General features: G+C 75.0%; 10 protein-coding genes and 1 pseudogene. 6 read left to right on the top strand and 5 right to left on the bottom strand.

The genetic code is table 11. The features are described from left to right. Positions 1–41 precede the first annotated feature (41 nt). Positions 42–4682 carry a hypothetical protein gene (locus tag ACSURM_RS30400; protein ID WP_436958971.1) on the top strand — a complete coding sequence of 1547 codons (4641 nt, stop codon included), beginning with the start codon at positions 42–44 and terminating at the stop codon, positions 4680–4682. Between the two features lie 157 nt (positions 4683–4839). Here the strand turns inward: ACSURM_RS30400 and ACSURM_RS30405 are convergent, their stop codons facing one another. Further along, positions 4840–5679 carry an IclR family transcriptional regulator gene (locus ACSURM_RS30405; RefSeq protein ID WP_436958973.1) on the bottom strand — a complete coding sequence of 280 codons (840 nt, stop codon included), beginning with the start codon at positions 5677–5679 and terminating at the stop codon, positions 4840–4842. A gap of 91 nt (positions 5680–5770) precedes the next feature. Continuing rightward, positions 5771–6286 (bottom strand): hypothetical protein, encoded by a 516-nt coding sequence (locus ACSURM_RS30410; RefSeq protein ID WP_436958974.1) that lies wholly within the window; start codon positions 6284–6286, stop codon positions 5771–5773. Positions 6287–6703: 417 nt separating this feature from the next. Here ACSURM_RS30410 and ACSURM_RS30415 point away from each other — a divergent pair, with 417 nt between their 5' ends. From ACSURM_RS30415 to ACSURM_RS30435, 5 genes and pseudogenes are all read left to right on the top strand, one after another. Then, complete coding sequence (locus ACSURM_RS30415; RefSeq protein ID WP_436958975.1) at positions 6704–9487, top strand: nitrate- and nitrite sensing domain-containing protein; 2784 nt, start codon at positions 6704–6706, stop codon at positions 9485–9487. Then, positions 9484–9918 carry a roadblock/LC7 domain-containing protein gene (locus tag ACSURM_RS30420; RefSeq protein ID WP_030793366.1) on the top strand — a complete coding sequence of 145 codons (435 nt, stop codon included), beginning with the start codon at positions 9484–9486 and terminating at the stop codon, positions 9916–9918. The genes ACSURM_RS30415 and ACSURM_RS30420 overlap by 4 nt, the downstream gene beginning before the upstream one ends. A gap of 9 nt (positions 9919–9927) precedes the next feature. Then, on the top strand, positions 9928–10323 hold the full coding sequence (locus tag ACSURM_RS30425) for a DUF742 domain-containing protein (RefSeq protein ID WP_436958976.1): 396 nt from the start codon (positions 9928–9930) through the stop codon (positions 10321–10323). A 177-nt stretch (positions 10324–10500) separates the two neighbouring features. After that, positions 10501–10746: pseudogene (locus ACSURM_RS30430) on the top strand (hypothetical protein); the annotation flags it as partial. Further along, entirely contained in the window at positions 10727–11332 is a 606-nt protein-coding gene (locus ACSURM_RS30435) for a GTP-binding protein (protein WP_436958977.1), read from the top strand. The pseudogene ACSURM_RS30430 and the gene ACSURM_RS30435, both read left to right, overlap by 20 nt. Positions 11333–11654: 322 nt before the next feature. Here the strand turns inward: ACSURM_RS30435 and ACSURM_RS30440 are convergent, their stop codons facing one another. The 3 genes from ACSURM_RS30440 to ACSURM_RS30450 all read right to left on the bottom strand — a co-directional run bounded on the left by ACSURM_RS30440 (position 11655) and on the right by ACSURM_RS30450 (position 15050). Next, positions 11655–13304 (bottom strand): GGDEF domain-containing protein, encoded by a 1650-nt coding sequence (locus ACSURM_RS30440; RefSeq protein ID WP_436958978.1) that lies wholly within the window; start codon positions 13302–13304, stop codon positions 11655–11657. A 112-nt stretch (positions 13305–13416) separates the two neighbouring features. Then, on the bottom strand, positions 13417–14607 hold the full coding sequence (locus ACSURM_RS30445) for a lipid-transfer protein (RefSeq protein WP_436961211.1): 1191 nt from the start codon (positions 14605–14607) through the stop codon (positions 13417–13419). Beyond that, positions 14604–15050, bottom strand: coding sequence for a Zn-ribbon domain-containing OB-fold protein (locus tag ACSURM_RS30450; protein ID WP_436958979.1), 447 nt, complete (start codon positions 15048–15050; stop codon positions 14604–14606). The genes ACSURM_RS30445 and ACSURM_RS30450 overlap by 4 nt, the downstream gene beginning before the upstream one ends. Positions 15051–15077: the final 27 nt, after the last annotated feature.

The raw sequence follows: 15077 nt of genomic DNA on the forward strand, positions 1-15077 counted from the left end.
CCTGCCCCCCTCCACCGCAAGAACACTGACGAGAGTCCGCCATGTACGAGCTGTCCCGGGTCCGCCTCTACTCCATCGGTCCCGCCGGTGCGCGCTACGCCGACACCGTGCTTGACCTGCGGGGTGTCGGCGAGCCCGTGCCCGACCCGGCGCCCACGCAGGCGGAGTTCTTCGAGGAGGAGCCGTCCGGCCCGCCGCGCCGTCCCGCGCCCGCGGGCGTGCTGTTCCTGGAGAACGGCGGCGGCAAGTCCGTCCTGCTCAAGCTGATCTTCTCGGTGATGCTGCCGGGCCACCGCAACACCCTCGGCGGCGCCAGCTCCGGTGTGCTGCGCAAGTTCCTGCTCGCCGACGACTGCGGCCACGTGGCCCTGGAATGGCAGCACGTGCAGACCGGCGAGTGCGTGGTCGTCGGCAAGGTCAGCGAGTGGCGCGGACGGCAGGTCTCCAACGACCCGCGCAAGTTCGCCGAGGCCTGGTACTCCTTCCGCCCCGGCCCCGGCCTGAGCCTGGACAGCCTGCCCGTCGCCGAGGCCACCGCCGTACGGCCGTCCGCCGAGGGCACCTCCGGCGCCCACGGCCGCCGCCGCACCATGAAGGGCTTCCGCGACGCCCTCATGGAGGCCGGCAAGGCCTACCCGCACCTGGAGGTGCACTGGGAGGAGACCCACGAGCGCTGGACCGAACACCTCGGCGACCTCGGCCTGGACCCCGAACTCTTCCGCTACCAGCGGGAGATGAACGCCGACGAGGGCGAGGCGGCCGGCCTCTTCGCGGTCAAGAAGGACTCCGACTTCACCGACCTGCTGCTGCGCGCCGTCACCGACACCCGCGACACCGACGGCCTCGCCGACCTCGTCAGCGGCTTCGGCAACAAGCTCGGCCGGCGCGCCGAGCTGATCGCCGAACGCGACTTCACCGCCGGCTCGGTCGACCTGCTCGGCAGGATCGTGGAGGCGGCCGACGCCCGGGCACGCGCGCGTGACGTGCACGCGGGCGCCGAACGCCGTACCCGCACCCTGGCCCGGCGGCTGTCCGCGCGCGCCGTGCGGGAGCGGGTCCGGGCCGCCGACCTCGCCCAGCGGGTCACGGCCGCCGCCTACGCCGTCACCCACTCCGAGGGCGCCCGCGAGCGCAGCGCCCTCATCGCCGCCGAACTCGCCTACCGGCACGCCTCCCTGGCCCTGGCCGCCGCCGAGAAGTCCGCCGCCGCGCAGAAGCGCGAACTGGCCGACGCCCGCACCCTGCACTCCGCCTGGCAGGCCGCCGAGGCCGTGCTGCGCCACCGGGCCGCCGCCGACCGTGTCGCGCGCGTGTCCGCCGCCATCCAGGAGGCCGAACGGGACGCGGCCCCCGCGCTCGCCGCCCGCGCCAAGGCCGCCGTGGACCTCGTACGGGCCCTGCACGCCGCCGCCGAGAGCGCCGAGAACCTGGCCAACGAGGAGGAGGAGCGGTCCGCTGCCCTCCAGGAGGCCGGCGACTTCGCCCACCGCGACTCCACCACCGCCGCCACCGAGGCGCAGCGGGCCCGCAGCGAGGCCGGGCACCTGCGCCAGCGGCTCGCCGAGGTCGAGCAGGAGACCGCCGAGGCGGTCCGCGCGGGCTGGCTGGACGACAGCGCCCCGGACGCCGACCCGGCGCGGGCCGCGCTCGCCGCCAGCGACGCCGAGAAGACCGCCGTGGCCGCCTGGGACGCGGCCCGCGAGGCCGCCCGCAAGGCCACCGAGCACGCCCGCGAGGCCGCCGCCGCCGAGTCCCGCGCCGAGCTGACCGCGGCTCGCGCGTCGGACGCGGCCACCGCCGCCGAGCGCGCCCACGACGCCGAGCGGCGCCTCGCCGAGTCGCTGGCCGCCGAGGAGCGGCTGGCGGAACTGCTGAGCCTGCCCGGGGCCCCGAGCACCGTCCGCGTGCCCGGCCCGCGCACCGGGGGCGACGACGCCGCCCCGGCTCCCCGCGTGGCCGCGGAGGGCGCCCTCACGCCCGAGGAGCTCGACCGCTTCGCCGACGAACTGCGCGAACTCCTCGACGACGCCGTGTCCACCGCCGAACGGCACCTGTTCGACCTGCGCACCGCCGCCGCCGACGACGCCCGGATCCTCGGCGCCCTCGGCGACGGCGGACTGCTGCCGCCCGGCCCGGACGTGCTGGCCACCGTCGAGTTCCTCGGCGAGCACGGCATCCCCGCGCTCCCCGGCTGGCGCTACCTCGCCCAGGCCGTCGACCCGGCCGACCACGCGCGCGTGCTCGCCGCCCGCCCCGAACTGGTCGACGGTGTGATCATCACCGACCCGGACACCCACGCGCGCGCTCGCGAGGCCCTCGGCGACGCCGCCCTGCTGCCCCGCTCCGCGGTGGCCGTCGGCACCGCCGCCGCGCTGCTCGCCCCGCCGCCCGCCGCCGACGCCGCACCCGCCGACGTGTTCCTGGTGCCGCCGAACCCGGCCATGCACGACGAACACGCCGCCGACGAGGAACGGCAGGCACTGCGCGCCCGGGCCACCGAGCGCGACGAGGAGATCCGCGTCCTCGCCGCCCGCCTCGGCAAGGACCGCGAACTGGCCGCCCGGCTCGCCTCCTGGCGCACCGGCTGCCCCGCCGGGCGGCTGACCGAGCTGGCCCGGGCCGCCGAGGAGGCCCGCGCGTTCGCCGAGGAGGCCGAGGCCGAACTCGGCGAGGCGCGGACCGTCCGCGCGGAGGCGGAGGAGACCGCGGCCGAGGCCACGCGGGTCCGCGACGAGCGGCAGGAGGCCGCGCAGAAGGCCCGGCGCGCCGCCGACGCCCTCGCCGGTCTCGCCCACCGGCTGCGCGAGCGCGCCGGCTGGCAGGCGAAACTGCGTGAACTCGCCGACGAGGCCGCCGAGTCCGAGGCCCGCGCCCAGGCATGCCTGGAGCGCGCCCGCGCCGCCGACGAGGACCGCCGGGCCGCGCAGCGCGCCGCCGACGACGCCCGCCGCACCGCGCGTGCCCTGCGGGCCGAGCGCTCCGAGATCGCCGGCGCCCCCGACGACGTACCCGTCACGGACGCGGACGCCCCGAAGGCGTCCCTGCCCGCCCTGCGCGAGGCCTACCGGGCCGCCTCCCAGGTGTACGAGAAGGTCGGCGTCGGCGCCGACCTGCGCGCCGAGCAGGCCCGCGCGGAGAGCGACGAGAGCGCCGCCCGCGCCGAACTGGACCGGCTCAGCAACAAGGTCCGCACCCGCGCCGAGCAGCTGCTCCAGTCGCCCGACGGCTCCGACGGGCCGTCCCGGCAGGCCGCCGCCGCACGCGCGGAGGAGCTGGTGCAGCTCCTGGAGAGCCGGATGTCGACCGCGAGCGAGCAGCTCGGGCGGCTGCGCGGCGAGGCCGAGCGGCTCGCCCCAGAGGACGGCGAGGCGCACACCGAGCTGCCCGAGGAACTGATCCCGCGCGACGCCGAGCACGCCCAGGCGCTGCTGCGCACCGCCACGGCCGAACTCGCCGCCCGCACCGAGGCGCTGGCCGAGGCCCGGGCGGCGCACACGGAGCTGCTGGAGGCCCACCGCGCCGCCGAGGACGCGGCCGGCGGCTTCGACGAGATCGCCGCCATGCTCCGCGACCTGCTGCGCGAACAGGCCCCCGAGGAGGAGCCGGAGGAGCCGGAGCCCTACCCCGGCACCCTGGAGGAGGCCCGGCAGTCCGCCGCCGAGGCCCGCCGCTCCCTGCGCGGCTGCGCCGCCGACCTGTCCGCCGCCGAGGCGGCCGTGCGCGAGGCGAGCGACGTCCTCGTCCGGCACGCCAACTCCACGCGCTACGAGCAGGTCCGCACCCCCGCCCGCCGGCAGATCCGGGAACTGCCCGCCTCCGCGCTGCCCGAGCACGCCCAGAAGTGGGCGGACGCGTTCGCGCCCCGGCTGCGCGTGCTGACCGACGAGCTGGCCCAGCTCGAACGCAACCGCGACTCCATCGTGGACCGGCTGCGCGGCCTCGTGGAGTCGGCCCTCGCCACCCTGCGCTCCGCCCAGCGGCTCTCCCGGCTGCCGGAGGGGCTCGGCGAGTGGTCCGGGCAGGAGTTCCTGCGCATCCGCTTCGAGGAACCCGACCAGGCCACGCTGACCGAACGGCTCGGCGAGGTCATCGACGAGGCCACCCGCGCGGCCGTGAAGAAGAACTCCGACCTGCGCCGCGACGGCATGTCCCTGCTGCTGCGGGGCGTCGCCGCGGCCCTCCAGCCCAAGGGCGTGGCCGTCGAGATCCTCAAGCCCGACGCCGTGCTGCGCGCCGAACGCGTCCCCGTCGGCCAGATGGGCGATGTGTTCTCCGGCGGTCAGCTGCTCACCGCGGCCATCGCCCTGTACTGCACGATGGCCGCGCTCCGCTCGAACGACCGGGGCCGCGACAAGCACCGGCACGCGGGCACGCTGTTCCTGGACAACCCGATCGGCCGCGCCAACGCGACGTATCTGCTGGAGCTCCAGCGGGCCGTGTCCGACGCGCTGGGCGTCCAGCTGCTGTACACCACCGGCCTGTTCGACACGACCGCCCTCGCCGAGTTCCCGCTGGTCATCCGCCTGCGCAACGACGCCGACCTCCGGGCGGGCCTGAAGTACATCAGCGTCGAGGAGCACCTGCGGCCCGGTCTCCCCCAGCCGCCTCAGGCGGGGGAGACGGTGCACAGCGAGATCACGGCGACGCGGATGTACAAGAAGCCGGCGCCGAGCGCTCCGTAGCGGGCTCACGTCCGCCCGGACTGTTCCGCATCGCGCAGCACACCGTGCGATGCGGAACGCCGCGCAATGCGGAACAGAGCGCGATACGGAACACCGCGCGGCGGAACAGAGCGGCGCGGCCCGGCGCGTGGAGTGCCGCCGTGGAGCGCCGCCGCCGTCAGAAGCCGTACCCCATGCGCCGGGACAGCTCGGCGCCCGCCGCGGCCGTTCGCCGGGCCACCCCGGGCAACCGGCGCGCGTCGAGCCGGTACACCGGGCCCGAGACGCTGATCGCCGCGATCACCTCGCCGTCGTGCGCGCGCACCGGGGCCGCGACGGCCGCGAGACCCAGCTCCAGCTCCTCCACCGTGACGCCGTACCCCTGCCGGACCACGGTCTCCAGCTCGGCGCGCAGCATCGCCGCACCCGTGACCGTACGATCCGTGAACCGCGCCAGCGGCCGCGCGAGCAGGCCCTCGCGCAGGGTCGGCGACAGGTGCGCGAGGAGCACCTTGCCGCTGGACGTGGCGTGCAGCGGGGTGCGCCGGCCCAGCCAGTTCTGCGCGGTCACGGCCGCGGTACCGCGGGCCTGCATGATGTTGACCGCCGCGTCGTCGTCGAGGACGGCGATGTTGACCGTCTCACCCAGCTCGTCGGCGACCTCCCGGCACACCGGGACGCCCTCCTGGGAGATGTCGAGACGCACCGCCGCCGCCCCCGCCAGGCGCAGCACACCGGCCCCCAGGTAGTACTTCCCGCGGTCCTTGGCCTGGGCCACCAGGCCCCGGTTCTCCAGGACGCCGAGCAGCCGGAACGCCGTGGACTTGTGGACGTCCAGTTCCGCGGCGATCTCGGTGACGCCCGCCTCGCCGTGCCGGGCGAGGATCTCCAGCACGCTCACGGCGCGGTCCACCGACTGCACCGCGCCGGCCGCCCCACGGCCGCCCCGCCGCTCCGCGCGTCCCGGCTCCCGGCCGGCCTCCTCGCCGCCGTCGGGCTGGTTCTGCGTACGGGGCATGGCTCGGCTCTCGTCACCTGGGGGACCGGGTTCGTTGCGCACAGCGCCTCGTCGTGCGCCATACGGAACTCGATGCTATCGAAGCGCCCCGTCAGGAGTGCGACAGCTGCCCCGCCCCACCCCTGCGCCGTATCCGCTCCTGGTCCCGCAGGGCCGCGCGCTCCTCGCGGCGACGGGCCCGCCGCTCCCGGCGCAGGGCCCGGGCCGTGCTGCTCGGCTCCGAGAGCACGCCGTGCCGCTGGTTCCACACCTGGCGGGTCACCCACACGTCGACCGCGGCCCACGTGGCCACCACCGTGGCGGCCACGCTGGCCATCACCATCGGGAACGCCAGCCAGGACCCGGCCAGCGCGCACAGGAACGCGATCATCGCCTGGATCAGCGTCACCGCGATGACGAGGACGGCCCGCACCGCCGCCGAACGCACCGGATCGGGCACCGGATGCCGGCGCGCGGGCTCCTCGACCCACAACGGCCGGTAGTCGTACCGCGGTTCCTCGCCGCCGGGCGTCCCGCCGCCCCGCGACGCCGTACGGCCCCACTGTGTCCGCGCGTGCCTCGCCCCGCCGTTCCCGGGTGCCTCGCGCCATTCCGCCGTGCCCGTCACCGTGTCACTCCCCACCGCCGGCAGACCGCTCGCCCCCGGAGTCCCAGGACCCCGTCTCCCCAGTGGCTGCCCGGCTTGCGCCGCTTTACGCCGCCGGGGCGCGGGATGCGGCCGCTGTGGCCTATTCCGCCCCCAATTCCCATAGAGAAGGACGAACGAGACCGTGCGAAGATTCCCGCACACCGAAAAAATCCGGCCAACCGCCCGTCAAACTTGCCACAAGCGGCCGGTCATGGCCCTCCGGAACGCGGTGGCAATCTCCCCTAATGCCCGGACAACTCGCCATCTCTCGCCTGCGGTGCGGAACTTCACCCACCGGACGTGTCTTCGAGTTACCTGTGGTGCGGTAGTAGGCTCGCGCCGTTTGCTGACGGACATGAACACCCCCGACCTGCGGGGGTCGAGCTGGGGGAGGCCATGCGCTTTCGCGGGAAGTCGATCCGCCGGAAGATCGTGGCGCTGCTTCTCGTGCCGCTGGTGTCCCTGACCGGCGTCTGGGCGTTCGCCACGGTGTTCGCGGGCCGGGAAGTGGCCCAGCTGTTCCGCGTGTCCGACGTCGTCGAGGACATCGGCTACCCGGCCGAGGACACCGTCCGCGTCCTCCAGCAGGAACGCCGCCAGGCCCTCGTCTACCTCGCCGACCCGCGGGCCTCCGAGTCCCTGTCCGCGCTGCACCGCACCCGCGCCGCCACCGACCGGTCGATCGCCCAGCTCCGCCGGAACGCCGGGGACCAGGACATCCGGGACGACCTGGAGGCGGACGGCCGCGAACACCTGACCGCCGTCCTGGACTCCCTGGACGACCTCGACTCCCTGCGCCACAGCGTCGAGCAGCGCTCCCTCACCCGGGCCCAGGCGTTCGGCCTCTACAACCGCCTCGTCGACCCCTGCTACGCGCTGCTCGCCTCCCTCGTCGGCATCGACGACGTCGAGGTCGAGAAGCAGGCCCGCGCCCTGGTCAACCTCACCCGGGCCCGCGAACTGCTCGCCCGCGAGGATGCCCTGCTCGGTTCGTCCCTCGTGGTCGGCCGGCTCACCCGGGACGAGACCCGCCAGGTCTCCGACCTCGTCGCCCAGCGCACCCTCCTGTACGACATCAGCCTCCCGCTGCTGCCCGCCGCCGAACGCGCACGCTACGAACGCTTCTGGAAGAACCCCACCACGGCACCCCTGCGCGGAGCCGAACGGACCGTCGCCGCCATGGACTCCGGCACCCCCCGCGGGGTCACCGCCAAGAGCTGGGACTCCGCCGCGGCCACCGTCCTGGACGAACTCGGCACCATGGAGGACCAGGCGAGCGACCGCTACCAGGACCGCATGCGCCCGGTGGCCTTCGGCGTCATCGCGCAGGCGGCCGTCGTCGGCCTCCTCGGCCTGATCGCCCTTCTCGTCTCCATCTTCCTGTCCATCCGGATCGGCCGCGCCCTCATCCGCGACCTGCGCCAGCTGCGGCTGGAGGCCCACGAGGCGTCCGGCGTCCGGCTGCCCAGCGTGATGCGCCGGCTGTCCGTCGGCGAGCAGGTCGACGTCGAGACCGAGGTGCCGCGCCTGGAGTACGACAAGAACGAGATCGGCGAGGTCGGGCAGGCCCTCAACACCCTCCAGCGGGCCGCCGTGGAGGCCGCCGTCAAGCAGGCCGAACTGCGCGCCGGCGTCTCCGAGGTCTTCGTCAACCTCGCCCGCCGCAGCCAGGTGCTGCTGCACAAGCAGCTCACCCTGCTCGACAGCATGGAGCGCCGCACCGAGGACACCGACGAACTCGCCGACCTGTTCCGCCTGGACCACCTCACCACCCGCATGCGCCGGCACGCCGAGGGCCTGGTGATCCTCTCCGGTGCCGCGCCCTCCCGGCAGTGGCGCCGCCCCGTGCAGCTGATGGACGTGGTCCGCGCCGCCGTCGCCGAGGTCGAGGACTACGAGCGCATCGAGGTCCGGCGCCTGCCGCGGGTCGCCGTCACGGGGCCCGCCGTCGCCGACCTCACCCACCTCGTGGCCGAACTCCTGGAGAACGCCACGGTCTTCTCGCCCCCGCACACCGCCGTCCAGGTGGTCGGCGAGCGGGTCGCCAACGGCTTCACCCTGGAGATCCACGACCGGGGTCTCGGCATGACGGCCGAGGCGCTCCTCGACGCCAACCTCCGCCTCGCCGAGACGCCCGAGTTCGAGCTCTCCGACACCGACCGGCTGGGCCTGTTCGTCGTCAGCCGTCTCGCCCAGCGCCAGAACGTGCGGGTCTCCCTCCAGCCGTCGCCCTACGGCGGGACCACCGCCGTGGTGTTCATCCCCGACGCGCTGCTGACCGAGGACGTCCCGGACACCAACGGCGTCGGCTTCCGGCTCGACCGGGACCGCGCGGGCAACGGCGCCGAGCAGGCGCTCGGCCGCGGCGGCGGGCGGTCCCCGGAACCGCTGCGGCTGCCCGGTCCGCCGACCTCCGTGCTGGACGGCCCGGTCGAGCTGGAGGCGCCCGTCGATCTCGACGCGCTGGAGGACTTCCCCGGTGCCCTCCCGGACGAGGACAGCGAGCGCGGCGGCCTGTTCCGCCCCCGCCGGTCCCGGCCGGGCGGCGACGAGCAGCCGCCGCACCACGACACCGGCGACCACGGGGCCGTACCGCTGCCCCGGCGGCAGACGCCCAAGCTGGTCAGCTCGCACGGCAAGCCCGTCATCGACCAGCGGCCCCGCCGCGGCGAACCGGCCCCGGAACCCACCGCCGGCCCGCAGGGTTCCGACCCGGGCGGACTGGCCCCGCTGCCCACCCGCCGCCGCGGCACCGCCGCCCGGCGCTCCCCGGCCGACCCCGCCGGCGAGCGAGCCCGGACCGAGAGCGGCGGCGAGACGCCCGGGGCCCCGGCGCTGCCCAGGCGCACCCGGCCCCGGACATCCGGCCCCGGTGGTCCGGCGGACCCGGCCCCGCTCTCCGGCGGCACCACCGCGTCCTCCGGCGATCCGGCCCCGGAACCGGGCGTCGGCTCGCTGCCCCGGCGCGTACGCCAGGCGAACCTGGCCCCGCAGCTCAAGCAGGACACCGAACGGCGCGCCGGACGCGCGGCGGAGCCCGCCGACCGTGACGCCGACGAGGTCCGCAGCCGGATGGCCTCGCTCCAGCGCGGCTGGCAGCGCGGCCGGGAGGAGAACGCCGCCGGCGACGGGGCCCACAACGGCACAGCACAAGGAACGACCAAGGGAGACGGTCGATGACCGCACCGAAGGCCACCGGCCACACGACGACGAACAAAGGGGAGCTGAACTGGCTCCTGGACGACCTGGTGGACCGGGTCGCCAGCATCCGCAAGGCCGTCATCCTGTCCGGCGACGGACTGCCGACCGGCGTGTCCAAGGACCTGACCAGGGAGGACAGCGAGCACCTGGCCGCCGTCGCGTCCGGCTTCCACAGCCTCGCCAAGGGCGTGGGCCGCCACTTCGACGCGGGCGGCGTCCGGCAGACCATCGTGGAGCTGGACGGTGCCTTCCTCTTCGTCACCGCCGCCGGCGACGGCAGCTGCCTCGCCGTCCTCTCGGACGCCGACTCCGACGTCGGACAGGTCGCCTACGAGATGACGCTGCTGGTCAAGCGGGTCGGCGTGCATCTGGGCACCGCCCCGCGCACCGATCTGCCCGCAGGCGGGTAGTGGGATGGCATGAGCGCAGACGGTCAGGGAAGAAACCACTGGTTCGACGACGAGGCGGGGCCGGTCGTCCGGCCGTACGCCATGACGCGTGGCCGCACCACGAGTGAGGGCCAGCACCGCCTCGACCTGATCGCGGTGGTCGTCACCGAGCTCGACGCCGACGACCCGGAAACGGACCCGACGCTGTCCCCCGAGCACGTGGACATCGTCGGGCTCTGCCGGGACGAGCCCCAGTCGGTCGCCGAACTGGCCGCGGAACTCGACCTGCCCATCGGCGTCGTCCGCGTGCTCATCGGCGATCTCGCGCACACCGGCTACGTCCACGTGACGCGCCCGGTGCCCCCGGCGGAGCTGCCGGACGAGAGTATTCTGCGCGACGTGATCAACGGCCTCCGGGCGCTGTGACCGGCGCGAGAGCGGGGTAGTGACGTGACTGGCTGGCGGTTCCGGGCCGACGCCCTGCTGGAACGCGAGGGCGAACGCACCCTCCCGGTCGTCGCCCGGGGCTTCGGGGACGCCCTGTCCGGCCCGCTCCCGCAGGCGTACGACGACGGGATCCGCGCGCTCGCCGTCGTCCGCGGCCCGGAGGTCCTGGAGTGGCGGCTTCCGGTGCGGCGGGAGGAGTTCGCCGTCCGGCGGGGGAGCGGCGGCGCCGACCGGCTGGAGCGGGCCGACGGCACGGTCACCGACCTCGGCCGGAACGGCTCGGCCGACGTCGGCCCCGGAGACGTACTCGTCATCGAAACCCCCGGTGGCGGCGGCTGCGGCCGACCGTCGCCCGACCCCCATCAAGCAGGAGAAGAGATCGATGATCTTCGGGCGTTCTGAGCGCGGCAAGCCCCCGGTCGAGCCCGTCACGCTCAAGATCCTGGTGGCCGGCGGCTTCGGCGTGGGCAAGACGACCCTCGTCGGCGCGGTCAGCGAGATCAGACCGTTGCGCACCGAGGAGCTGCTCACCGAGGCCGGGCGGCCGGTCGACGACATCAGCGGTGTGGAGGGCAAGCACACCACCACGGTGGCCATGGACTTCGGCCGCATCACGCTGCGCGAGAACCTGGTGCTCTACCTCTTCGGCACACCCGGGCAGGAACGGTTCTGGTTCATGTGGGACGAGCTGTCCGAGGGCGCCCTCGGCGCCGTCGTCCTCGCCGACACCCGCCGCCTGGAGGACTGCTTCGCCGCCGTCGACTACTTCGAGCGGCGTTCCATACCCTTCGTGGTCGGCGTCAACTGCTTCGAGGGCGCCGCGCGGTACCCCGCCGAGGCCGTCCGGCAGGCGCTGGACCTGGACGACGACGTGCCCCTGCTGCTGACCGACGCCCGGGACCGGGAGTCGGTCAAGGAGGTGCTCATCGGCCTCGTCCGGCACGCGATGGCGTACACGGCCGAACGCCGCCGGGCCGCCATCGGCTGACCCGCGCGCCGGGCCGCCTCCTTCGCCGCGGGCCCGCGGACACGGCCCGTACCCCCGCCGACCGGGGTACGGGCCGTGCGACAGGACAGACCCGTGCCCTGGTGCCGGATAACACCGAAAATGTACGGCGATGTCGTCTGACACCGGGAAGTTTTCACCGGCGTCGCAGGGGGCGTCAAGGCTGTGGACGGCGACGATCACACCGGCCCGCCGGCCGCCTCCCGGTCCCGGGTGCCCGCGACGGCCGTGACCCGCTGTGCCCGCGACGGCCGTTCCTCACTGTGCCCGCGACGACCGTTGCCGCTGTGCTCGCGACGGCCGGTCACCGCTGTGGCTCGGCGGCCGCGAACCCGGCCTGCGCGGGGGCCGGCCCGGGCAGGCCGCGCCGGACCTCGTGGCCGGGCAGCCCGGCCCGGCCGAGCACCCAGCTCGTGCCGTGCAGCGCCTTGGCCGCCTTCTTCAGCGGGGCGAGCTGGGCGGCGGCCTGGTGGTGGTCGCCCACGCTGCCCGGAGCGCACACGACGGTGGCCAGGGACAGCGTGACCGGCCGTCCGCCCGCCGTCCAGGACGCGTCCAGCACGGCCGCCACCAGCGGATCGAGCGCCTCCTCGTCGGCCAGCACCAGGAAGTCGTCCCCGCCGATGTGCCCCACCCGCGCCTGCCCCGCCGCCCGTTGGAGCGCACCGCCGACCGCCCGGATCAGCTCGTCGCCCGCGGCGAACCCGGCCCCGTCGTTGACCTGCTTGAAGTGGTCGATGTCCAGCCAGCTGAGCGCGAACGCCCGCCCCTCGGCGATCCGCCGGTCCACCTCGCTCACGATCGCGTCCGAACCGGGCAGCCTGGTCAGCGGATTGAGCCCGGCCGCCTCCTCCACCCGGCTCTCGGCCAGCGCCCGCACCAGGTCCGCCAGCCGTACGACCCCCACGCACCGGTCCTGTTCGTCCACCACCGCCACGTCGTCCGAGGTCCGGTCCCGGCCGCCCACCGCCACCACGTCCAGCACCTCCCAGGCGGTCGCGTCCACCCCGACCGTGCGGGGCGTGTCGCCCAGCTTGTACGCCGGCCGGTCGGCGTACAGGGCGTGTCCGTAGCGGGTGGACATCGACAGCAGGAACCGCGAGCGGTGCACCGACCGGACGGGCCGCCCGGCCGGGTCCACCAGCAGCACCCCGGAGACATCCGGGGAACCGGTCAGCAGGGCCCGTACCCGCTCCGCCGAGGCGGACAGCGGCAGTACGGCGGCGGGCCGCACGAACTCGCGCACCGACGGCCCGGAGCGGGGCGCGGTCGGGGCACCGGGCGCGAGGGAGGGAACGTACACGTCCACGGCGGGAATCCGGGCCGGCGGCGCGAACAGCTCGCCCTGCGCCAATTGCGCCCCGGCCGCCAGGGCCGCCGCGCACTGGTGCTCGGTCTCCACGCCCTCCACCGCCACCAGGGCGTCCAGTTCCTCGCACAGCGTCCGCATCGCCCGGACCGCGGCCGGCCGCGCCAGCAGCGAGGCGTCGAGCTTGACCAGGCCGGGGGAGAGGTCGGTGAGCAGTCTGAGCGGTACGTCGCCGTCCCCGATGCCGTCCGCGCTGATCCGGAACCCCTGCTCGCGCAGCACGGCCACCGCGTCCAGCAGGGCCCGGTGCGGTACGTGCGTGTAGGGCGGGACGATGTCGAGCGTCACCTCCCAGGGCATGCGCCCCGCGCCGCGGACGGCGTCGTGCAGCGGGGTGAGGCCGCCGAGGTCGGCGAGCGTGGCCGCGAACACGTTCAGGTGCAGCGGCAGCAGCGTCTCCTTGCGCGCCGCCGCGCGGAAGGCCAGTACGGCCAGCCTGCCGTCCAGTTCCGGATTCCGGCGGGCCTCGGCCAGGATGTCGCCGGTTTCCGGGCGGGCGAGTGTCTCCAGGGCGGCGACCGCGCCCGTCCTCAGGTTGACCACCGGCTGGAAGGCGAAGCGGAGAGTATCCGTCCAGGAGTGCACGGGAGCATGATGTGCACCGCCCGCGCGCGCCCGCGCTCAGTTCATGAGACGTTCACGCAGGATTCCGTGGCGGTCACACCGGGTGGTCCGTCCCGCGCCGGCCGGGCCGCGCTCACCGCACGGCGATCACCGAGGACCCGTGTCCGAACAGCCCTTGGTTGGCGGTGATGCCCACCCGCGCCCCGGCGACCTGGCGGTCGCCCGCCACGCCTCTCAACTGCCAGGTCAGCTCGCACACCTGGGCGATCGCCTGGGCCGGCACGGCCTCCCCGAAGGAGGCCAGCCCCCCGCTGGTGTTCACCGGTATCCGGCCGCCCGGGGCGGTCGCGCCCTCCCGGAGCAGCTTCGCGCCCTCGCCCTCGGCGCACAGCCCCAGGTCCTCGTACCACTGCAGCTCCAGCGCGGTCGACAGGTCGTACACCTCCGCCAGGGACAGGTCCCGGGGGCCGATGCCCGCCTCCTCGTACGCGGCCCGGGCGACGGAGGCCCGGAACGTCTCGGCCGGGGGTGCCACCGAGACCGCGGAGTCCGTGGCGATGTCCGGCAGGTCCGGCACCGTGTTCGGGAAGCGGGGGGTCACCGTGGAGACCGCCCGGATCCGCACCGGCCGGGCGGCACCGTGCCGGCGGGCGAAGTCCAGGCTCGTCAGCACCAGGGCGGCCCCGCCGTCGGAGGTGGCGCAGATGTCCAGCAGCCGCAGCGGGTCGGCCACCACCGCGGAGGCGGCCACCTCCCCGGCGGTGACCCGCCTGCGGTAGCGGGCGTACGGGTTGAGCGCCCCCAGGGCCGCGTTCTTCACCTTGACCAGCGCGAAGTCCTCGGGCGTGTCCCCGTGCAGGGCCATCCGCCGTCGCGCGTACAGCCCGAAGTACGTGGGGTTCGTCGCGCCGAGCAGGCGGAAGCGCAGCCAGTCCGGGTCGTCGGGGCGGTCCCCGCCCGCGGGCCGGAAGAACCCCTTGGGGGCGGCGTCCGCGCCCACCACCAGGACGGCGTCCGCGAGACCGGCGAGGATCTGCGCGCGGGCCGTGGCGATGGCCTGGGCCCCGGACGCGCACGCCGCGTACACGCTGGTCACCTTGGCGCCCTGCCAGCCCAGGGCCTTGGCGAACGTGGCTCCCGCGACATACCCGGGATAGCCGCCGCGCACGGTGTCCGCGCCCACCACGGAGCCTATGTCCCGCCAGTCCAGGCCCGCGTCCGCGAGCGCCGCGCGGGCCGCCGCCGTCCCGTACTCCACGAAGCCGCGGCCCCACTTGCCCCACGGGTGCATGCCCGCACCGAGCACCGCCACGTCGGCCGTCACTCCGTCACCCCCGTCGGCCGCCACCGCCAGACCGTCCAGGCCGTCTCCCCGTCCTCGTACAGCACGCCGGGGACGGCCTCCACCTCCATGCCCACCGTCAGACCGGCGACGGTGACCCCGGGAGCCGCCTGCCCCAGCACCACGATCCGCTCGGCCGCCAGCTCCACCGCGATCAACGCGTACGGCTCCCACGGAAGTTCCGGATTACTCACATAGGGTGACGGAGGCCGGTAACGACTGTCGGTATACGACCAGATCCGCCCCTTTCGTGACAACGGAACCTCCTCCAGGGAGCCGCCCACGCAGTACGGATTGCGGCAGTGGACGTCCTCGCGCGGGAAGAAGACCGAGGCGCAGGCCGAGCAGCGGGTGCCCAGGAGACGGAAGCCGTCACCCTCGCCGGTGAACCAGCCGGCGACCGCCGGTTCGCGTGTGTACGGCAAGGCGCCTCCTTGGAAGGGGAACTGACG

This window comes from Streptomyces sp. SudanB182_2057, from assembly GCF_964272715.1.
In the GTDB taxonomy this organism is placed as follows: Bacteria; Actinomycetota; Actinomycetes; order Streptomycetales; family Streptomycetaceae; genus Streptomyces; species Streptomyces rubradiris.